The organism is Francisella uliginis (genome assembly GCF_001895265.1).
GTDB classification, from domain to species: domain Bacteria; phylum Pseudomonadota; class Gammaproteobacteria; order Francisellales; family Francisellaceae; genus Francisella; species Francisella uliginis.
The window spans coordinates 2,174,095-2,196,974 of record NZ_CP016796.1; the positions used below are offsets into that span (position 1 = coordinate 2,174,095).

Sequence of the window (22,880 nt, forward strand, 5' to 3'; positions counted from 1 at the left end):
ACCTACCTAAATAGTCTTTTAATTAAACCAAATGTTTGAATAATCTATATCAAACGAAACCTTCGTCTCGTTATTATTAAAATTCCAAGAAAAAGTATTACCTTTATGATCTGCTGATTTTAACAGCTTCCAAAAAGACCAGTCACCCTCTTTTGCTTGCTGAGCTATTAGATTTTTCTTATCACTAACTAGAGCAACCGATGCAACTTTGTTTAGCCACCATTGAACTTCAAAAGTTTGTTTGACTCCTCCAACACCAATATCAGAAATACTATTTTTACCTACTGATAAAACACCTTCATAATAAGATACTTTTTTATCTTTAAAGAAAATCCAAGAGCTTTCAACATGGCTATAGCTTGGCAAAGACTCTGATGTTTTTAAAGTAAACTTTATAGGTTTTGGTTTACCATTAGCATCCCAAAGAAGTCTAGATAACTCATCTATCTTTTGATACTCTTTAAACTGCTTATCAGTAAGCCATTTATTTGTATCATAGTTTTTAATTAGAGGTGCAATCTTTGCATAAGACTTCCAAAACTCACCGCCTTTACCAATAGTTTTCGTTAAAGTATCGACACTTATCGGATTACTAGAATTTTCTTTAAATGGGAAAGAGTCAAAAATCTTGTTATATGTTGCTTGTAAGTTTGTATTCCAATATTTTTGAACATCCTGCTGTAATAACTCAGTTGTTACTTGTTCACTAACTACCGCAGGTTGAGAAAGAAGCTTCGCAAGTTTTGGTGTCGCTTTGATAGATTTCAAAAACTCGTCCATATCTTTCTCAAAAGGATGTTTATCATTTTGATAAAGATCTATTAATACTTCTGGATTTGATTTTGCTTTATCTAATATATCAATATACTTATCCATAAGCTTGTTATAGCTTTTAATATCATTATAGAAGTTACTAACCCCTTTAAAGCCTTTTTCAGTCATAAATACATCTTTAAGCTGTAAAACATTCTTTTGGATAGCCGATAATGAAGACTCTAGATTTGATGATGTATTAATTCTTTTTAGTCTCAATATCAAAGTATCAATATCTCTAGAGTTAACCTCAAACGCTTCTGTAGCCTTCTGATAATAGTAGTTTCTATAAGCTTTTATATATTTATCTAATGATGACTTAAACTCAGCATATATAGGATTAATATCAGCCCCTATCTCAGTATAAGCCTTAACAGTATTGGCAAGTTCTGAGTTAACAGGTTTTATGTTCTTTTGATAGAAATTATAACTATAGTAGTATTTATGTTCCTTAAGCGAGCTTAAATAAAACTTATCGCTAATGCTCTGTAGCATAAAACTAGCTAATCTTTTATCCCATGGTGTTTTAGCTAATTGCTTTATACTATTTTTAATATTAGATAGCTGATTTACTTTATCTTGAATACTTTTTTCATCTACAACTGTTTCAATAGTATTTCTAAGCTCTAGGTAAGTAACAAAATGATTTAAAACTACTCTTTGTTCATATGAAAGAGATAGTTGATTACTTAATTTAGAATCATGTATATGAATATTTAAATCATGATCATTTAATAGTTGATCTAATAGTGTTAACTCTAAAGCTTTATTTGTTACTGTTTTATCTAATGAGACTTTTAGAGGGTCTTTTTGCTCAGATACCTGCATAACAAAGTTATCTATATACTCAATTGTTTTATTATCTTGTTGGCCATCAAAAGATATATCATACACACTTTTAGCATTAGTCTTTTCATGATCAATCTCTAACCATACACTCAAAACATTCTCAGGAATTTTAGTGACTTTAGACCATAACCATAAATTATCCGAAATTAATTCTCTTACATTTGGATCTGTTATTTGGTTTTGAAGAATATTTAAAGCTAATTTTTGTATAGGATTATCAGCTTTTGATAATGCTCTAAGTATCACATGATTGTAGATAAACTTTTCCCATAGTCTATCTAAGCGTTTCTTTCCAGCATTATGGTAAGCTAACTCAACAATCAAACTATTGTAAAAAACTTCATTTAAGCTTTTATGGTAGTTTTCTAAGTTAATCTCACTTAAATATCCTGAATATTTACAAGTCAATGGTATTTGGCTAGCTATATTTTTAATATTGTTTTTAACCTGATACCAACCAGCTATGAAACATCCTGTTAATAAAAACATAGTTATAAAACAGATCATTTTCTTTAGCTTTTTTGTAAGCTTCTGAGTGGAATAAGCCTTTTCTATTAACCTACTCTTTAAGAATTTATTTCTTTTAAAAAGGTCAATACTAAACCCTCTATATCTAGCTATCTTATGGGGTATTTCTGCTTGTAATAAGTTAATAAAATACTCATGACTAAGGCAATTATTTAAAAAACAATATAAATCCCTAACCTGCTCAGAGCTAAATGGCTGTTCACTTAGGTAAAGTTGTTTATCTGTATATTTATTAGTAACAAGATCAAACCATGATGAAGAAGGTTTCTCATTTGACCAAAAGTTTGTAATATTAGTAAGTTGCGCATATTCACACCATGTCTTATAAGGAACATTATCATCTTGCTCAACTATATTTACTATATAGTTAAAATTACTAGATAAATATTTAGAAATATAAGTAAAACACTTATTCATAGGATCCATTAAATTAGTTAAGTTAGTCTTATCTAATTTAGAGTTCACATTAACTACAACTAGATTTATACATCCTTTAAATACTTTATTAAATAAGCATAAAATATCTGCTTCTTTGATATCTGATTCATGTAGTTTCTCAGGATTAATATAGAGCCTAAGCTGGTTGGATTCTAATTTAAAATAAATTCCAAACTCATTTTCTATTTTAAGAGAATTATCAATCAGTATATTTTTCTTTGCAAAATATAGTCTGAACTTCTTCCATAAGCTTAATGATCGATAGAACTCAAGATATATTTCATTAAGAGCATTAACTTTAAATAATTTAGCAAAAAAGCCATTTATCTTACCAAGGCCTTTTTTATAAAAAAGTAACCTTTGGATAAGCTTTTTATACATTTTGATTATTATTATAAATATAGCTATAACTACTACACTTATAACTAGTATAGATAATATATTTTGTTTTTCGAATATTGCGTTCATTTTTTATTCCTCACTATAAACCAAAGACATCTGACTTTTATCAGATATAATTTGAGTTTTATTACTTGAAGTCTGTGAAAATATCTCTAAAGAACCTTCTTTTAGTTTCTTATTTTCTGCTTGATGAACAACTCCCGCTGAATCATTAGTGCCAAACGTCATTTTATTGATTTGAGAATCTTTATTAAAAGATTGATCTAACATGCTATGCCACATAACCTTATCAATAGAGCCATTTTCTTGACCTAAACTAATTGCCACTGGAGTACCATTACGTAAAGGCATAACCTGATGATCATGCAACACAAAATACGGTAAGGTTATATACGATGGCTTGCTAGAGTTACCATTTAAAGCTGATGGTAACTTCACTATATAAGAAAGTTCTTTAGTAGTATGATCATGCATTAAAAAGGCAGTTTTTTCAGCAGCAATATCTTTATTAATATCCTTTTGAGTGTCCGTTTGATCTGCTGCAACAATAGAATAAGTCGTCTCTGTACCAGAAGCTTGACTATCAATCCAACCATAAATATTTAGATTTTTAATAGGTTTCTTAAACTCTGGAAAAGATAATGCTATAGCATCTATAGAGCATACCTGTGTTTTAATATCGATACCTTGGTTTAATTGATAGTCGATACTAGATATATCTTTATCAGATGCACAAGTTGTATATACAGATGTCTGTCCTGCATATATAGCAACCTTATTATAATTTTTAAATGATATTTTTGCTCTAGAGATTACCAGATCTTGAGTAAACTGAGGCAGGATTTGTTTATATGACTTAGATAGAGTGAATTTACTTTTTGGCAATATAGTAAATTCTGCAGGAAAACGATGCCATTCAAGATTTACACATTTTAATTTTCTTTCTGTATTCTCAATTTCTTTTGTATAAAATTCTTTAGCACTTTCAAGCTGTGTTGATGCTACAGCATAACCAAATATATGATCTTTTCCAGCTAACACACTTTTACTCGATGCGTATATACTGTCAACGGGAGACTCTTCTTGCGTTGCCCAATGCTGATTTATCAGATTGGTATTGCTAAAGCTATAATTTCCTATTTGGTTTATAATTTTTTTGATTATACCTGCAGACAACTCAGGACTAGTGTCTCCTTTAGTTTCAGGTTTAGTTAAATCAACAATACTATAACTAGGATCTGTACTTGAATAGTTATAGATCAGTTGCAACTGATAATGTCTCAGTGTATAAAAAAAGAAATCATAAAAACTACGTCTTGGATAATCACAATTTACACATATCCAATTATATTGAGTATCAAAGACTGTAACATCCTTACTAATATAAATATCGTTAATGCTTAATAAATTCTTAAAATTCTCAAAGATATTATTGAACACGTCGACATAACTAGACTGTGGATACACTTTAACTGGATAATGCTGTTTAGCAATGAATGCAAAAGCATCTGTAAAAAATAGTTTGCAAGATAGATAATGTCTAACACCAACATAACTATCAACTTTACTTACTTGATCTATTAGCTCTATAGCATTATTTTTTGCAAGATCAACATAACCTTTAACACTCCAACAGTTATCCGGATTAGGTTGACAGTTACTACTATCTTTTAAGCTCTCTTGATATGTTATCTCAATTACAAACTTATTTTGGTAATTAGCTAAATCACTCCATAAAGTCTCCTTGCTAAGATCATATGGAACATTAAATGATAACTCTCCACTAAACCCATAAAGTTCAAAATCAATATCCAAATCTTTGATTTGACTTGTATGTAAATATTTTACTTTCTCAGTATTTAAAGATAAGTTTTCATTTAAAGGAGTAATACTGACTTGTAAGCGCCCATTAGCAATTTTTCCTATCTGTTTACTCGCAAGCCATTTATTATATTGTTGTGCAAACTTAAGTTCTTCAATACTACTAGGAGCGTTATAGTTAAGCTGTGATTTAAGCTCCTCTAACTCTAGATCGTTAAACTTATCAAAATTAATTTCATCGAAAAATAAATTATCTAACATAACATTCTACCAATTTAATTGATCTTGCTCATCATTATTCATAGTTGTCTCATACTGCTGAGAGTCATCCTGAGGATTATTATTAATTTGTCTAACTAATATTTCTCTAATACCACCTAATGATTCATCTGTACTAAAACTCTCTGGATCACTATTAAACATCTGCGATAACATTAACCATAATGGATGGTTAGACAAACTTAGCTGATGCATTAAATGATCATATGCATTTGCTGTATCTTTAAGGTATGGATAAAATGTCTCAGGAAAATATTTAGTCGGATCAAAATCTTTTAAAGCTGTATTAATAACCTGATAAACAACCGCAGCTTTAAGCCAAGATTTTTCATTTACAAGCTTACGATAAATTTTTATATTACGTAGTAGCTTACTCCACTCGTCACTTACATAAATACTATTAGAGCTTAAAGAAAGGTTCTCATCTTCTTTAATATCACTTATCTCATCGCATTGGTCAGCCTCAACTTCATCTACCTCTTCAACCTCTTGCATAACCTGAAAAGTTTTATATACATCTTTAAGTTGATAGACCTGGGTTATATTTATATCTGTAAAGTTTGCTTTAATGAATGATATATACTCCTCAAAAGCATTATCTAATGCTAGTTTATCTTCTTCAAAATAAATATCAGGATTTGATTTTATAAACTTAGCATGAGCCAGCATACTAGCATGTAACCATTCAACAATAGCTAAGTAAACTTTAGGACGAACTTTTCCTTCTTCAATTTTTTCTAAGAAGAACTGATGAACCTGAACTATTTCAGCAAGAATTTCACTATTAACATTAAAACTAGTAGATTCATACCAGTAACCAAATTCAGTATATATAACATAACGAGGATCTAAGCATCCTTTATCAATTTGCTCCAAAGATAAATCTTTAACATTTAAATACTCTTCATTTTCTAAAGCTGCATATATCGCCTCAAACTCACTTACCTCTGCTCTATAGCAAACTTCTTCTTCATTTTTTACTTTGTTTATTAAATCTAACATCATCTTATTTACCTCGTTGATAAATTATTTAATCTTCTGATACTTATAATATTAATAGACGGAATTATCTGAAATATTTACAATGTGTAACAATTTGTAACATCAAAGAATTTTTTGGGTTTAAATTTTATTAGATTAAACAGAATAAGCTTTTAGGAATGCTATAACACTAAGCTTTGAAATAATTTACATAGTCATAAATTCTTTATTTTTGTCAGAAAGTACTGCTTGAAATCGCTTCTGACAGCGTTCTAGGTCTGGATAGCCTATCCCTTTTGCTTTCATGCCAAACTGTAGATTGTAAAGCATCGCATTAAAAGCTCCATGGGCCATCCCTCCAGTCATTTGCCAAGAATCTCCTGACAATTTATAAAGAATATGTTCAAGCAATGTCCCAGCACGATCAACTCCACTCTCACAGTGCAAGATGCTAACATAAGTACCTTGATTTTCCTGGTGCTTGAATACCTCTTTTGTTGCGTCACGCATACCACGCCCTTTTGTATAGGTCACTTGAAAGTTTGCTCGCTTTATTCCTAATTTTCTTGCAGCCCTATTACCATCTCTACCAATGTATAATTTGCCTGGCTGTGACTCTGATACTAAAGAAATTAGTTGAATATTTGCGTTTGATATATTTCTATACCTATCCTTTATTGCATTAACCAACCTTTCATAGTACTTTAATGTACAGTCACTAGTATCAATATTTGCAACTTCAGGACTTGGGCTAGCTGTAAGGACAAAATGATAGCAAATATTATTTAAACCTTTTACCTCAACAACATAAGTATTACGAAAGCTATAAGGCATAAATTTCCTTGCCTGAGAAGTTAATATCTGATTATCCGTATCAAGACTATTACCTAAAAGAGATTTAATAGCAGAAGCTTTTTGTCTCGATAGATACATTAAATTATCATATTTAATCCCATCTAAATCTTGGGCTATCGGCTTAAGTGGAGTTGTAACTGTTCTAAAAACTCTACCCTCAAAGCTTGATTCTCTTATAATCCTGTTAGGTATTTTTTTATAGGCACAACCTATCTCACCACAACGCAGTAAAAACTTTTCCACATGATCTTGAGAAATAAATAAATATTTTTCCGAAAAGTTAATTAAATTTTTCCTAAATGAATTATTGATCTCTTTGATTTTAAGATCTCCACAGGTGTAAAAATTACTACAAATATCCTTTAAAATAGCATGAAAATAGCTTATTACAGAATATGATTTAGAATAGTTAAGTAAGCCCAAACAAGTAAGCATTGCTTTACGTAAAATATCATGCCTAAGAATCAGCGTAGAGCTCAAAGGATACTTATCGAACTTATTGCCTGTATTAAATTCCATATTAATATTACCGTTCGAATCCTCATAAGTAATAAACCCAGCATTAACTGACATGATAATTTCTATAAAATATACCGCCTGTGAAAGATTTTCTTTTAAGCTTAATTTGCCATTTTTTTGAGAGAAAATTTTATTAAAAAACTTAGGTGAAAAACAAAATCTTCCTTTTTCATAAGCATCATCTAATAAAAGCTTATTTGTATCATTGTGATAATTTTTGTATATTACAGAGTAGTCTTTCACTAGAGATATCTCCTTTTAGTTTTAAAGTATGTTTTTTGTTTTATTCTTTAATTTATAGCTATATAAACTCTTGAGATCATATCTTCAAAACATGACTAAATTTTTTCTTATTTGTAACATTTTGTAACTTAATATTTAATAAATAAGTTTTTGTTGGTCTACGTTAATACTACTTGTTGAAAGAATGAATTTAGATTAACTGAAAAATCAAATAGACTAATAGAGAAATAATACTTAATGGTGTTAACTAATTATAAATACTACCTAATTTAGATTTATTCCACTGCTCAATTTTAGTTCTATTACCTTTAACATACATATCAAGATAATAATATAAACTACCATTTTGATTTTGATTTGGTAAAAGCTTTATAGCCTCATCATAGCTATCATTAAAAAAATTAATTGTTGCTATAAGGACATGAGAACTACGCATAACAGCATCAGGACTCTTTTGAGAAAAAATATAATAATAATGGTTTTTAATAAACACTGAAATCATATCAATATAATCTTTTAATAAATGCGATCTAAGCTGACCTGTTATTCCATGTCTATTTATAACACCATAACCTTTGGACTGCATACTAATCTCTATTAGCTTAAAACCAAGTTCCGTTACTAGTGTAGTAATAAAAGCTGGTGGAAACATTGTTTTTAAACAGCCAAGAGAACCCGACCCTACTCCAGCTAGAAACTGAGTTATAGGCACATCTATCATTTCATAAGAATACTTATTCGATAACTTCTTAGCAAGATCTTTCCCTGGTATAGAACCTGAAGTATTTTGATCAAATTTTAAATTATATGCTGCAATAGCATTAGCTATGCTATCAAATTTTTTTAGTAAAGTTTGAGATCTATCAAAAGCTTCTTTTACTCTTCCTTGAATATCCGCTTTTAATTGTTGGTCATATTGCTGATTATCATTTTTTTTCTTGGCTAAAAGAGCTGTACTTAAATTAGAGTATTTATTAAATGTATCTTTATCTACAAATGATTTTACCTTTTCCTTCATTGGTGATCCATCACTACATAAAAATGCCCATAATTTTTCTGTATCTGAAACATGATTATCTATTTGAATTAGCTGATCAGTATTATCAAGTAGTGAATGACCTGTATTAATATTACACAATGCGCCACCAACTATATTATAAAGCGGTAAGATAACTTCTTTTTTACGCGTATTTGGTGTTAAGTAATAAGACATTAATTCCCTCGTATTAAGGTAATTAAGGTAATTAAGGTAATTATTATACTTATCTTCACTTTGAATTACCGAAGCATAATGAAAAACAGCCAAAACGATAAATGAATAGTAACTAGTAATAAAGCAATCATTAGACTTTTCTTTAGCAAGCTCTTGTAACTTTGTACCAAAACGGTGAAAAAAGTCATCATGATTATCATCCCTATTTAAAATAGCTTTAATACGATTAGCATGATCTACTTCAGAATCAGATATATAGTTTGTATGAACAGCTTTTTCACTTTTAAAGTTCATAGCAAAATTTCCCAAAGTTTCACTTACATAGTTCTTATTTGCTTGTAATTTATAAATCTCAATAAAATTATCAATTCCTTTTGAGAAAGCTAACTCTAAGACCTTTTTAGAAATAATTTTAATCATAACAACTCCTTAAACTATAATTTTTTAAAAACCTCATGGGATATTAGAAAAAATATGTCCTTCCCAACTGTTATATCTGATCTTATTTTGGATATTAAGATACTAATGTCTAACAACCTTAAAGAATTTTCAAAAAAAAGTAACTCCTAATATTAATTTAAACTATCTTTTCTAATGAAAATGAATCAAAAACTGTTTCTTTGCCATTTCTTGTTTTTTCTTTCTCATCTATTTTACAAATCATATGGACATCATTCTTGACTTTACAAATTGATAAAATCTTCATAACCGTATTTCTTGGAAAAATAAACTCTGCTTGTCCCACATACCGAGGATCACTTGAATTATTATATGCAGAATATTTAGAAAAATTTAATGCTCCTCTCCCTATTATTGCGATTTTATTATATGAAATACAAGACTTAGCATTATTAACTCCATCTATCAAAAATCTACGATGTAAGCTTACCGACATAAATCCTCTTTCTTGTATTAGCTTACCCTCTAAGCCTTTATAAATGTTTAAATATGGATTCTTGCCATCTTTATAACTAGTAAGTCTATAAAAGAGAAAGTATTGGTTCAAATATTTATGATAATAGTTTAGAACTCTTTCTATGCCAAGAAATTTTATATAATGAAATGATGGGTTACTAATATCTTCAGGATTTCCTTTAAAAGATCTAGCCTCTTTTTGAATATGAGTACTATCATAAGAGTATTCTTTTAACCATTTTGTTGTTTTTTGTTCAATTCCACATGAAGTAATATTTTTATCAGAATATTTATCAAAAAACCTCTCGCTTTCACATTCTGCTTTCTCAGCGATAATACGTGCATCATTAATGCTTTGACGATCGTTAATTCCTTTCAATATAGATAAAAGCTCCTTATCCGTATACCTACCATGCTGTCGCTTAATAGCATATCTACCATACTCTATTATTATTTCTCCACATTTCCTTCTACTATGCTCGGTGGTTTGACTTCCAAAACAGTTAGTTCCTAAATGAGACTCTAATATTGATTTTAACTCTAATATATATGTATCATTATCATGACTTGCTATACCTAAATTAACGTCATTATAGTAACTAAACAGAGCGTTAATAAGATATGAGGCTCCTGAGTGAGTATGATATTGAACACTCCCAGACATTCCCTCAAAACTCCCAGTTTTACTAAATAATTGACCCAATATATTAAAAATTACCGACGAAGTTCTTGCTCCAATAATTTCAACATAAACTTGTTCTAGTCGTTTTACTCCATCATTGCCATGTCGATTAAATACTCCTTTGTTAGTAACGTTATTAAGACTTCTGTCAGTGGATTTAGGATATGAGGATTTAGACCTATAAGTATATGCCGAATTTGCTTTCTGTATCCTAAATTTTAGATAATTTACAGCTGTTTTTACTTCATCTGGTATATTATTAAAAAGATCTAAAAAGCCATAAGATAAACGCACTACTTCAGATTCTTTATTTATATTTACTTTCCTACTTATGAATTTATCTACATCCATTTTCCTATTTCCCCCTCTCCAAGGATCATGGATAATTACACTATTTTCTTCTAACCCTTTAACAAGTGCAAAGTGAAGTTCATTAATCTGAATAATAAAAGGCCCAAAAGTTTCTAATTGCTTTTTAATTTCATCTCTATTATTAAACTTTAAATAAAAACAACTAAGAAATTTATTATTCGTCTTAAGTCCTACGTATTTCTCATTTATTTTTTTGCATAGATATTTATTTTCATAATCCTTAATTCTAATAAAATTATCCATCCTTTCCACAAGATCATCGGTGGTAGAACCTTTTAGAACTCCTCTATCATTTTTTCTAATACGAAAAACTTGTAAACCAGGAAATGATGGATTAAGTTCTAGTCGTTCTATAGCAAATGTAGAAGTATGTGGTAGTCCATAATATAGAAGTAACATATACACACAAGCATCTCCACATTGATTAATATGGTTCTGAAATACAAAAGGTACATTGTAATTAATACTATCTTTTATAACTTTAGTCTTATCTTCAAATTGAGGTACTGTTGTTTCTCTCATTTGAAAAAGTTTATTCAATCTCATTATTTTTTCTATTAAGTTATTTATAATATTTATGATATTAATGTATAAACTTATCTAAAATATTTATCAGATGTAACATTTTGTAACTTTGGGTTTAATAGTCCTTTTAAATTATACTAATTCACTCTCATTACTCAGATTATCTAATGATTTCTTTGTGTTTTTTCTACTTTTGTCGATGACGCAGAGAAGAAGTTTTGCTTAATTGATTTATGATATAGTCAATCCGACTGTATTATGTAGTTTTATGAGGTCACCCTGAACTTAATTAAGGATCTCTTCACTTTAGAGATTCCGGATCAAGTCCGGAATGACAGGCTCTATTTTGCAAAAGATATTCGGATTAACTATAAACCTTTATTTGTTATCTTTTTTATAGTCATGATATAACTGATTAGAATCTATTTCTAAGTTATTTGTTAAAAAATATAAAATCCCTTTTGTGCTATTTTCGTTTATGAAAACTTTTTTGTTAAAAGTTGAAGAAAATTCACACCTTTAAGCCATATTTTTAAAGATTCTCCATCAGTAATATCAAGTTCCGAGAATTTAATAAAATAGTTATTTTTGCTTACATAATAACTTAAAATCTCAACTCTATTTGATTTCATGCCAAGTATCAAACTAATATTATCTTTAGAGCAAAACCAACTATCTGCTAAGATATATTTAAGCCTAGCTTGATCAATAAAAGCTCGTTCTATAATGTTTTAGAACACTTGATTCTTAGTTACTTTAGAGCTTTATAAAAAGTCAGATACTTATATTACCACATTAGTTTTGCACTAATACTATTCATCAAAATTTGTGATTCAGCTTTAGTTACACCATCATGTGTAGCACCTTTAATATAAACTTTTGCTTCATTTTGATTATTTTCAACAGGGCTAATCGCAATATTAACCTTCTTACCTTGAGTATTTTCAGCCTCTATCATATAAGTATTATCTTTATTATTATCATCTGTTTTAATAATACTATATTGATTTTCACTAAGGGTTTCCTTAACCGCTTTAGTAACTGCTTCAGGTGATTTTGCATAAGCATTAGAAGCATCAGGGTCCTTCATCCAATTATATGCAAGATATCCAACAGCTGTTCCAGCTAACACTAATCCAGTTATTGCCATCTGTGTGGTACTACAACCAACAAGTAAAGATATTACAATAGCGCATAATAAAATTTTAATCTTTTTCATTTTAAATCTCCATTTTTAATTACTTTTTGTTCAAATGCGATCATTATATTAATATGCAAATTTATCCAAGATATTTATTAAATGTAACATTTTGTAACTTATAAGACTTAATGGTCCTTGCTATTTATTGCATAGATATATAAGTTGATTATTACAAAAATTTTTAACCCTATTTTTTACAAAATTATTAATAGACCTCTTGCGAAATACTAATTATTCACCATATATATAGAAAGATTGCTTAAGAGATCCATAAAAATGCAAATAAGCTACGCAATATTGTCAAAGAAAGCCAGAATATTTAGAAAACTAACAGGTTTAAAACTAAAACATTTCAATAAAATCTTAACCGATGCCTCAAAATCCTTAGATGAAGGATTTCCAAGGATTGGCAGAAAGCCAAAAGTTGATAATCATGCAGATAGATTATTGTTAGTTTTAATATATTATCGTTGCTATATGACACAAGAATTTTTAGGCTACTTGATAGGATTAGATGAATCAAATGTAAATCGCCTAATTAGACGAGTAGAGTTACTACTAGTTAAAGAAATACATATAAAAAAAGATAGAAGCATGACTAATCAAAAAGTAGAAAGACTTTTAATAGATGCAACAGAACAGCCAATCCAGAGACCTAAGAAATTAAAACGAAGAAAGGCTAACTATTCAGGGAAGAAAAAAAGCCATACACAGAAAGTAGAAATAGCTATCAGTGAAGCAGGTCAAATAGTTAATGTTTCGAAGGTTTATCCAGGCAGTGTTCATGATATAACTGTTCGCAGAAAATCAGATAAATTAGCTCGTGATGTTGATAAATATTGTGACAATGGCTACCAAGGTATTCAAAATGAATCTACTAAAGTAAAACTCCCCTATAAAAAGCCCAAAGGAGGTTCTTTAAGTATAGAGCAGAAGAATTATAATAAATGGCTTAGTAAGATTAGGATTTATGTTGAGCATAAAATTGCAGAAATTAAAAAGTTTCGTATACTGGGTGAAACCTATAGAAGTTTTGGTAAAAAAGCTAATCTTAGGTTTAATTTAGTGGCTGGAATAGTTAATTTACAAAACGGATTCTAAAAAGAAAATACCTACTTAGAAATAAAATGCCTCTGAAGTAGTATTTCGCAAGAGGTCTAATGCTTTCAACACCTGGTGATAACTTTTATATTTTTTCTATTGATTTTTCTATCGGCAGATGACTTCAAAAAGTGTATAATAGTGGAGATAAAATTGTACCTTAGTTTTGGGTGCTATATTTATGTAGAGCTATTTTTTTATAAAAAATTATATGGAGATTATTCAATGAAATCTTTTCTTAGAAAGATTTGGAACGCCCTGATGTGGATAAGAATGACAGCCTTTCAACTTTACTCTTTTGCTGTAATTGGTGGCTGTAGTATTCTTATAAATATTTTTACTTTTTTCAAATTACCTATATCATGGAGAATGGCTGTATGCTATGTATGGACTTATCTTTACTGGATAGGTATGTTAGTATTCTTGCAGGTTTATATTCGTGTTACAGGTAAAGTTAATATAGATAAGGATTACCCTTGCATCTATGTTTCAAAACACCAATCGATGCTTGAAACCTTTATGTTTTACGGACTAGTTGGTAAGTGTCACTTTATTATGAAACAAGAGTTATTTGAAGCTCCAATATTTGGCTCTGCAATGGAAAACTTAGGAAGTATAGCTATTGATAGAAACAAACCAAGAGAGTCTCTAAAAAAAGTTGTTACTGATGGTAAACAAAGCTTAGCTGATGGTATAAATGTTGTGATATTCCCAGAAGGAACAAGAGTTGAAGTTGGCGAGTATCCTGAATTTCAACGCTCTGCAATGAAACTAGCTTCAGATGCGAATGCTTTTATTATTCCTGTAGCACATAATTTTGGTAAGTTTTTCCCAAAAAAATGGGGGCAAGTTATCAAACCGGGTATTGCTAGGATAGACTTTGGTAAAAGAATTGACCCTCATGAGTTTAACTCTAAAGAGCTTACAAGCTATTGCCACAAAGTGATAACCGAAAAAACAAAAGAGTTCAAAGGTTAAAGGTTAAGGAAAAAAGATGAAAAAACTTATTCATCTGCTATTAGTAGCAAGAATGCATGTATTTAAAATATATGCTAATGTTGTATTAGCTTTCTGCTGTATTTTAATGAATATTGTTGGTGTTTTAGGGGCTTCGCTAAGGGTACGACTTTTTGTATGTTGGCTATGGTCATGTTTATATAGGCTAGGTGTGTTTATTCTGCTACAAATCTATGTAAAAATAGAAGGAAAAGAGAATATCCCAGATTACCCGTGTATTTATGTCTCAAAACATCAATCAATGCTAGAGACTTTTGTTTTTTATGGGCTAATTCGCAAAAGCTGTTTTGTAATGAAGCAAGAGCTCTTAGAAAAGCCTGTCTTTGGTAAGACTAATCATTTTGCTGAAGCAATAGGTATCGATAGATCTAAAGGACTTTCTGCTATCAAGAAAGTTCTAGAAGATGGTAAAGATAGAGTTAAAAATAAAGGGCTTAGTATTATTATATTCCCAGAAGGTACAAGAGTTCCAGTTGGTGAGTATCCTAAGTTCCATCGCTCAGCAATGAAGTTAGCTACTGTAACAGATGTTCCAATAATTCCTGTGGCACATAATTTTGGCGTTTTCTTTGGACGTAAAAAAGGAGATTTTATCAAACCTGGTATAGCAAGAATGTCTTTTGGAGAACAAATAGACCCTAAAAAGTACTCTGTTGCTGAGCTAACTGATCTGTGCTATGACATTATAAATGATAAAACAAAATCATTTGGTGGCTAAATTATTCAATAGAAAAATTAGTAATAATTGGATTATGATCTGATATTCTTTGACAATCTAAAGCACATGCTTTTTCTAATTTTAATCCTCGATACAAGACAAAATCCAAATGATTCTTTTGAAAAGATTTAATTAGCTCTGCTTCTTCAAGAAACGCTACTTTAAAGTTAAATTCACGACAAAAATCTTTTATAAACTTAACTCTTTTTCTATTCCAAGAATTAAAATCTCCAGCAATTATTATTGGATATTTATACTTTGTTGGGTTTATTACTTCTTTTATCTTTTCAAATTCATACTCATAGACTTTATTACTTTTAAAATTTATCGCATGAATATTTACCACAACAACTTTTGTATCATCAATATTAAAATGAGTAATCAAAGATGCTTTATGAGTATTTATAACTGATTCTTTATGAGTTGTAAGTATCCTGACATTTTTTATCACAGGATAGTGACTAACTGTTGCTACACCATAATTATGCGAACGCAATACAATATTTGAAGCAAAGTTAATATCAAATTTATCGACAGGAAACCTAGTCTCATGATGGTGAACAGCCTCTTGTAAACAAAAGATATCAATATCATGCTCAGCATGAACCTGATTAATATATGAGTTAAATGTTTGAGAATCTTTATGATCTATCTTATATGTATTCCAACTCATTAAACAAAAGTTTTTAGACTTATCTTGCTGTATACCTTCAAACATTTAGGATGTTTATTTTTTTAAGCTATAACTTCATTATATATGAAAATATTAATATCTCTTAAATTACTTAGGGCTTGTTGCAAAAAATCTTAAAACAACATAGCCTGTAACTCCTGATAATACTGAGCCAATAATCACACCTATTTTTATTGAGTTTAACAAATGAGTATCATCGAAAGCTAAAGTCCCTATAAATAAACTCATTGTAAAACCTATTCCACACAATATACTAACTCCATATAACTGTAAATTTGAGAAAGATTCTCCTAACTTAAAGATCTTTAGTTTTTTGAAAAGAGCTAATATAGAGAAAATCCCTATTTGTTTACCTATAAATAGGCCTAAAATTATTCCTAAAGTTAATGGTTCAAAGATTATTGAAAAACTTATACCAGAGAAGTTTATACCCGCATTAGCAAAGGCAAATATAGGCAATATAAAATAAATAACCCACGAATGAAGAGAATCCTCCATAAACTTAGCTGGCGAGTCTGAGTCACCATCTCGATAAGGAATACATAGTGCCGTAACAAAGCCTGCTAATGTTGCATGAACTCCAGATTTAATTGTACAAAACCACGCTAAAAAACCTAAAACGATATATATTGAAGCTCTATTAACTTTTAAAACAAGACTACAAAAAATCATCATAAGGAGAAATACAGACCCTAATACTAAAGAAACCAAAGATAACGATTTTGAATAGAAAAATGCAATTATAACTATTGCAGCAATATCATCAAAAATGGCTATTGTAACTACTAGTAACTTTAGCTTTGGAGATATTCTTGATCCAAGTAAGGCTAATATTCCAAGTGTGAAGGCTATATCTGTAGCTGATGGAATTGCCCAACCATCAAGAAGTTGATGATTATTAAAATTTATCAACAAATAGATTAAACTTGGTAATATCAACCCAGCAAAAGCTGCTATAGCTGGCGTTATTATGCTAGATGGTCGCGATAATACTCCAGTAATTACTTCTCTTTTTATTTCTAGACCAATATATAGAAAATATATTGCCATTAAGCCATCATTTATCCAGTGAGTAATGCTTTTATCTATAACTAAGTTCTCTACACCAAGCTTGACATTAACAGTATCTAACATCCCATAATATAAAGATAGTGGGGAATTGTTGACTAAGATAGCAAGAATAGCAGCTGAAAATAAAATTATTCCACCAACTAGTTCTTGATTATTAGAATTTGTACTCATATCACTCGATTATTTATATATCTCGATCTTATTTATTATCTAATAGCTTAAGGTATAATTCTACTTATAAGAAAAATATTTTCACAGCAATGAAAAATATTCCAAAATTTTGGTATGCCATAGCTCATATAAAAGAGATCAAAAATAAACCTATCAAATTACAAAGGTTTGGTAAAAATCTCGTTGCCTGGAAGTCTTTAGACAACATTATTGTCATGGAAAATCGCTGCCCTCATAGAGGAGCAGAGCTTAGTTCTGGCAAAATCTGCAATAATGCTATAGTTTGCCCTTTTCATGCTTTTGAGTTTGATAGTAATGGTAGCTGTATATATACTCCCGAAACAAAAGGTGCAATACCAAAACTAAAAGTAAAAACATATCCAATCAAAGTAGTTGCTGATATGCTTTGGATTAACATTTTTGATGAAGAAATTGATAATAGCTATGCTTTTGAATTTATTCAAAAAACTCACGATAACTTCAAAGCTCAATACTCTCTTCTTACAGATATCTGGCAAAACAATATCCGTCACTGTATAGAAAATCAACTAGATTATACTCATCTAGCAACAGTACATAAGAAATCGATTGGTAGAGGATATCAGATTCCAGAAAATGTAACTCTAAATATTCAACCTGAGTATATTGAAGCAATAAAGAATAATCACCTAATGTTAAAATATATCCTACCAAACTTTTGGCTTTTAAATAATTCTGATAAGCTAAAAATCTGTGTCTACTTTGTGCCAGTAAATGAACATGAAACAAAACTATATCTAGTAAATTATCGCAGTTTTATGACAAGCAAGTTTATAAAGCCTCTTGCTGATAAGCTATTTAGCATAACTAACAAAATCATTCTCAATGAAGATAAAAAAGTTGTCAAAACACAAAAATTCGATGAAGATTATAATACCAAAGACTTCCTCTTGCGTCATGATCAGATAATCAAAGAGTTCAGAAAAATTTGGAAAAACTAATAAATCTCTTTTAGTTCAAAATATTAAGTGATATAAAACTATTACTACAACAATATTTTTATTTATTATGAAATATAACTTTTCTATAAGATCACTACACATGATTTTAGCAACTTTAATAATCGTTCAACTTATACTAGGTTTTGGCTTTGCTTTTGAAATATTAGATTTTAGTTGGGTAATAGCTTTACATAAGTCTTTTGGATTACTAACACTCTTTGTAATAATAATGCTAGTGATTGCTAGAATCTTTAGTAAAAAACTTAGCTACAACCCTCCTTTACCTCTTATACAACACATAATAGCTAAGATTGTCCATTTAGGCTTATACATCAGTAGTCTTGGAATGGCATTATCTGGTCTTCTTGGCTCAATGCTAATGGGCTATCAGTGGAAAATATTTTTTATAATCCCTTTCCCTGAGATATTTAAGACAGATTTTCCTTTAGGTGCAAGAATATTTAGTTATCATTATATATTTGCTACTATTTTACTGGTGTTAGTTGTGCTACACATAGCTGCAGCCTTATATCATCAATTAATATTAAAAGATAATATTCTAACTAGAATGAAATAAACAATTAAAAGGAGTAATTAATAAAGATATGTTACAGCAGAACCAACGTAAAGCACTCTTCCTATCAAGCTTAGGTGGTATGCTTGAGTTTTATGATTTTATTATCTATGCGCTTCTGGCAAGCTATATTTCAGAACTTTTCTTCCCAGTAGAGTCAGCTATCACATCTTTATTATTCGCTTTTAGTGCTTATGCTGTAGGATATCTCGCTAGGCCTTTTGGAGGAATTATCTTTGGGCATTTTGGCGATAAACATGGTAGAAAAAAGACTTTTACAATTTCTATTCTTATTATGGCATTATCTACATTTATCATCGGATTTCTGCCAACATATGAGCATGCTGGTATTATCGCGCCGATTTTACTAGTTTTTTGTCGAATAGCTCAGGGTATATCTGTAGGTGGTGAGATTCCAGGTGCTATCACTTATGTGGGTGAAGCAGTTCCAGAAAAGAAAGGTTTTGTTACAGGTGTAATTTTTTGTTTTTTAATCTCTGGTGTAGCAATAGGCTTTATCGTTAAAGGTTTGTTGTTAGAGTGCTTTACTAAAGAGCAAATGCTCTCTTATGGCTGGCGTATTCCTTTTATCATAGGTGGATTATTTGGTCTTATCGCTTACTACCTTAGACGCCAGTTGATAGATATCAAAGAGTTTAATCCTTTTATAAAAGAAGAATTCTCTCTACCCGTAACTAAATTACTTTTAACTCATCGCTGGAACTTAATTTATGCTTCGATAATAGTTTCATTCGGGGCTCTTTGTTTTATGACTTTATTCTTATTCTTACCTTCTTACTTTACAACTATACTTAATTTACATATAGAAAATTTCACTTGGATTAATAGTCTTGGAGTAATTATTCTTTCAATATTTTGTGTACTTGTTGGCTTCTTTGCAGACAAGATAAACCGTACATTTATATTACTTACAAGTATTATAGCTACATGTGTTTTTAGTTTCGTTATATACAATACATATATTTATAACCAAGATTTCTACTTTGTAGCTATCGTTATCAGTGCTATTTTAGCAGCTCTTTGTTGGGGTAACATTCCTGCTATGCTTATTGATCTATTTAAGCAAGATGTTCGCTATACTGGAATAGGCTTTTCTTATAATATAGGCTTTGCGGTTTTTGGTGGCTTAACCCCAATGATAGTTATTAGTGCAATTAAGTTCTCAGGTGATAAATTAGCTCCTGCTTATATACTTACTGCTGGGGCAATAATTACACTTATAGCAATGATTATAAATAAATTTATTCAAAGTAAATCAGCTTCAAATTAAAGATCTTTCTATATGATTTCAAACTCTTGTGAATGTCTTGTTTCAGGCATTTTATAAATAAGTAAAAGTGTGATAATAGAAGATATTATCAAATAAAAGCTTGGTGCATAGCTTGAGTTAAATACTCCTGAAAGCCAAACACATATCATCGGTGTTGTCCCAGCAAATAGAGCATTACCAGTATTATAGGCTGCTGACATACCACTATATCTATGATCTGTTGGGAAAAGCTCAGCAACCGTTATTTGGAACGATGCTGTCATTGCCGATATTATAATCGCTAATATTACTTCAGCAACTAATATACTTTCTAGTCCACCTTTGTTAAAGAAGATAAACATTGGATAGCCAAATACTGCCAACAATACAATTGGTATATAAAGAAGAGGTTTTCTGCCGTAGATATCAGATAACCAACCAAATAGCGGTGACACTGCAGCATAAAAACATGATACAGCAACTGTTATAAACATGATCTTGTTAACATCAAAGCCTCTATCTGAAATAAGAATATTCGGTAAAAATGTCGCCATCATATAGTATGCTATACCAACATATCCTGTTAAGACAAAAGTCCAAACTAATGGCATCTTAGGTCCACATATAGCATCTTTTAAGGGACTTCCACTAATTTTATTACTGTTTTTCATCTCTTTAAAGAATGGCGATTCTTTAGCTTTTTTCTGAAGTATCGTTGATGAAATAGCCAAAATTAAACCTATAAAAAAGGCTATACGCCAACCATAAGCTAGCATCTGCTGTTTGGTTAATAAGCTAGATAAAATCCCTACTGTTGTTGCACTAAGTATCACACCTATTTGTGATGCTAACCCAGCCAATGCAGTTGTCAGACCACGATATTTCTCAGAAGCACTCTCTGCTAAAGCCACAAGAATACCTGTATATTCACCACCTACTGAAAAGCCCTGTAACATCCTAGCAAATAGTAAAATCAAAATAGCCCATATCCCAGCAGACTGATATGTCGGCATAACAGTCATCAATAACATTGGAATACACATCAAAATCATACTTAGTCTGATAGCATAGCGCCTACCAAACCTATCGCCAATAGAGCCTAGTACAAAACCACCCAGCGGTCGCATAATATAACTAGCCGCAAAGATACCAAAAACTGTAATCATCGCTGCAACTTGATCTTCTTTCGGAAAGAAAAGTAGAGTTAAGTAGGTTGTTAAATAACCATAGAGACAAAATTCAAACCATTCTAAAACTGCCCCTAAATTTATTATAGAAACTGTTTTTACTTTATCTTTAAAAGTTAGTTGATGTATCATCCTAACTAATGTTTTCTTATGTATATCATTTATTATATATAGATAGAAAATTAATTACATTGTTATTTTTCTAAATGGTTATTATTATCATTCAAAGCCTTATGAAATAAGGGTTCCCGTGTTAAATTTAGATATCTAATTTATGTATATGTTATAATATATTTATAAGGTATTTATTTTGTTCGGTCTAAGAATGCATGAATTCTCACTCTGTCAAAGTGTTATCAGTATTGCTGAGAAAACACCTAGAGATAGCTCAAAGCAGATAGCTAAAGTCATAGTTAAAATAGGCACTATAGCTGGTGTTGATATTGAATCTTTTGAGTTTTGGTTTCCTGTGGCTGCAAAAGAAAGTATTTTAGAACAAGCAAAACTAGAAATAATACATGAACAAGCTATAGCAAAGTGCAAAACTTGTGAACATGAATTTGAACTAACTAAGCTATATGAGCAATGCCCAAATTGCGGCAGTTTTGAGAAAGATATACTCAAAGGCAAAGATATGCTCGTAGAGTCTATAGTTTTTAATTAAGGAGTAAAATATGTGTACAACTTGCGGATGTGGAACAGATAGTAGTCATCACCATCATCATGGTCATGAAGGGGATGCTGTAAAACTAGAAAAAGCGATATTAGATGCAAATGATCAATATGCCGAGCAAAATAGAGATATATTAGCTAAGAATAATAATATTGCTCTTAACTTTGTTTCAAGTCCTGGTTCTGGTAAGACATCTCTACTTGAGAGAACTATCAAAGAGCTTGGTAGTATCCACCCCATCGCGGTTGTTGAAGGTGATCAGCATACAGATCTTGATGCTGAGAGAATCCGTAAAGCTGGTGCAAAAGCTTATCAGATAAATACTGGTAAAGCTTGTCATCTAGATGCTCACATGGTTGGTCATGCTTTTGAACATCTTGGTGAAATCAAAGATGGTTTTGTAATGATTGAGAATGTTGGTAACTTGATATGTCCAGCGATGTTTGATCTTGGTGAAAAACATCGTGTGGCAGTTATCTCAACTACTGAAGGAGCTGACAAGCCTCTTAAATATCCAGATATGTTTTATTATGCTGATGTTGTTGTTATCAATAAGATAGATCTATCGCCTTATGTAGATTTTGATATCCAGGAATGTATCGCAAATATTAGAAAGATTCGTTCAAATGTGAAAATATTTGAACTATCTGTAAAAACTGGTGCTGGTTTTGATAACTGGTTAGATTGGTTGAGATCGTTAAAATAAAAATGATTATAAAATACTTTTTATACTAGCATCGCAATAGCTAATAAAACTTATGGTAATAAAATATGAAAAAAGAGCAAAT

Annotated in this window: 18 protein-coding genes and 1 pseudogene; 8 read left to right on the forward strand and 11 right to left on the reverse strand. The window is 30.3% G+C overall.

Annotated features, from left to right (window positions below; genetic code table 11):
* Positions 1-18 precede the first annotated feature (18 nt).
* The 8 genes and pseudogenes from F7310_RS10095 to F7310_RS10125 all read right to left on the reverse strand — a co-directional run bounded on the left by F7310_RS10095 (position 19) and on the right by F7310_RS10125 (position 12,654).
* Complete coding sequence (locus tag F7310_RS10095; protein WP_072713444.1) at positions 19-3,096, reverse strand: hypothetical protein; 3,078 nt, start codon at positions 3,094-3,096, stop codon at positions 19-21.
* Between the two features lie 3 nt (positions 3,097-3,099).
* Entirely contained in the window at positions 3,100-5,112 is a 2,013-nt protein-coding gene (locus tag F7310_RS10100) for a hypothetical protein (RefSeq protein ID WP_072713445.1), read from the reverse strand.
* A 6-nt stretch (positions 5,113-5,118) separates the two neighbouring features.
* Entirely contained in the window at positions 5,119-6,132 is a 1,014-nt protein-coding gene (locus F7310_RS10105) for a type VI secretion system protein IglI family protein (protein ID WP_072713446.1), read from the reverse strand.
* A 186-nt stretch (positions 6,133-6,318) separates the two neighbouring features.
* Positions 6,319-7,728 carry a hypothetical protein gene (locus tag F7310_RS10110; protein WP_072713447.1) on the reverse strand — a complete coding sequence of 470 codons (1,410 nt, stop codon included), beginning with the start codon at positions 7,726-7,728 and terminating at the stop codon, positions 6,319-6,321.
* Between the two features lie 247 nt (positions 7,729-7,975).
* Complete coding sequence (locus F7310_RS10115) at positions 7,976-9,361, reverse strand: hypothetical protein (protein WP_072713448.1); 1,386 nt, start codon at positions 9,359-9,361, stop codon at positions 7,976-7,978.
* Between the two features lie 157 nt (positions 9,362-9,518).
* Complete coding sequence (locus F7310_RS10120) at positions 9,519-11,432, reverse strand: cysteine peptidase family C39 domain-containing protein (RefSeq protein WP_158513259.1); 1,914 nt, start codon at positions 11,430-11,432, stop codon at positions 9,519-9,521.
* A gap of 393 nt (positions 11,433-11,825) precedes the next feature.
* A pseudogene (locus F7310_RS10870) lies at positions 11,826-12,196 on the reverse strand (IS701 family transposase); the annotation flags it as partial.
* A gap of 26 nt (positions 12,197-12,222) precedes the next feature.
* A complete protein-coding gene (locus tag F7310_RS10125) occupies positions 12,223-12,654 on the reverse strand; it encodes a DUF3568 family protein (protein ID WP_072713450.1) in 432 nt (143 codons plus the stop codon).
* 258 nt (positions 12,655-12,912) lie between these two features.
* Between F7310_RS10125 and F7310_RS10130 the strand changes: the two genes are divergently transcribed.
* The 3 genes from F7310_RS10130 (at position 12,913) to F7310_RS10140 (ending at position 15,472) form a co-directional block, all read left to right on the forward strand.
* Positions 12,913-13,737 (forward strand): transposase family protein, encoded by an 825-nt coding sequence (locus tag F7310_RS10130; RefSeq protein WP_072711046.1) that lies wholly within the window; start codon positions 12,913-12,915, stop codon positions 13,735-13,737.
* 225 nt (positions 13,738-13,962) lie between these two features.
* A complete protein-coding gene (locus tag F7310_RS10135; protein WP_072713587.1) occupies positions 13,963-14,715 on the forward strand; it encodes a lysophospholipid acyltransferase family protein in 753 nt (250 codons plus the stop codon).
* Between the two features lie 16 nt (positions 14,716-14,731).
* Positions 14,732-15,472, forward strand: a complete 741-nt coding sequence (locus F7310_RS10140; RefSeq protein WP_072713451.1) for a lysophospholipid acyltransferase family protein — start codon at positions 14,732-14,734, stop codon at positions 15,470-15,472.
* Position 15,473: 1 nt separating this feature from the next.
* Here F7310_RS10140 and F7310_RS10145 read toward each other — a convergent pair whose 3' ends face one another.
* Positions 15,474-16,190 carry an endonuclease/exonuclease/phosphatase family protein gene (locus F7310_RS10145; protein ID WP_072713452.1) on the reverse strand — a complete coding sequence of 239 codons (717 nt, stop codon included), beginning with the start codon at positions 16,188-16,190 and terminating at the stop codon, positions 15,474-15,476.
* A gap of 63 nt (positions 16,191-16,253) precedes the next feature.
* On the reverse strand, positions 16,254-17,408 hold the full coding sequence (nhaA, locus tag F7310_RS10150) for a Na+/H+ antiporter NhaA (protein ID WP_072713453.1): 1,155 nt from the start codon (positions 17,406-17,408) through the stop codon (positions 16,254-16,256).
* 89 nt (positions 17,409-17,497) lie between these two features.
* Between nhaA and F7310_RS10155 the strand changes: the two genes are divergently transcribed.
* From F7310_RS10155 to F7310_RS10165, 3 genes are all read left to right on the forward strand, one after another.
* Positions 17,498-18,388: a Rieske 2Fe-2S domain-containing protein gene (locus F7310_RS10155; RefSeq protein WP_072713454.1), complete on the forward strand. Its 891-nt coding sequence runs from the start codon at positions 17,498-17,500 to the stop codon at positions 18,386-18,388.
* Between the two features lie 67 nt (positions 18,389-18,455).
* Positions 18,456-18,965, forward strand: a complete 510-nt coding sequence (locus tag F7310_RS10160) for a cytochrome b (protein ID WP_072713455.1) — start codon at positions 18,456-18,458, stop codon at positions 18,963-18,965.
* 28 nt (positions 18,966-18,993) lie between these two features.
* Positions 18,994-20,253: an MFS transporter gene (locus F7310_RS10165; RefSeq protein ID WP_072713456.1), complete on the forward strand. Its 1,260-nt coding sequence runs from the start codon at positions 18,994-18,996 to the stop codon at positions 20,251-20,253.
* Positions 20,254-20,261: 8 nt separating this feature from the next.
* Here the strand turns inward: F7310_RS10165 and F7310_RS10170 are convergent, their stop codons facing one another.
* Complete coding sequence (locus tag F7310_RS10170; RefSeq protein WP_072713457.1) at positions 20,262-21,551, reverse strand: MFS transporter; 1,290 nt, start codon at positions 21,549-21,551, stop codon at positions 20,262-20,264.
* A gap of 193 nt (positions 21,552-21,744) precedes the next feature.
* Between F7310_RS10170 and hypA the strand changes: the two genes are divergently transcribed.
* A complete protein-coding gene (hypA, locus tag F7310_RS10175) occupies positions 21,745-22,083 on the forward strand; it encodes a hydrogenase maturation nickel metallochaperone HypA (protein ID WP_072713458.1) in 339 nt (112 codons plus the stop codon).
* Between the two features lie 10 nt (positions 22,084-22,093).
* On the forward strand, positions 22,094-22,798 hold the full coding sequence (hypB, locus tag F7310_RS10180) for a hydrogenase nickel incorporation protein HypB (RefSeq protein ID WP_072713459.1): 705 nt from the start codon (positions 22,094-22,096) through the stop codon (positions 22,796-22,798).
* Positions 22,799-22,880: the final 82 nt, after the last annotated feature.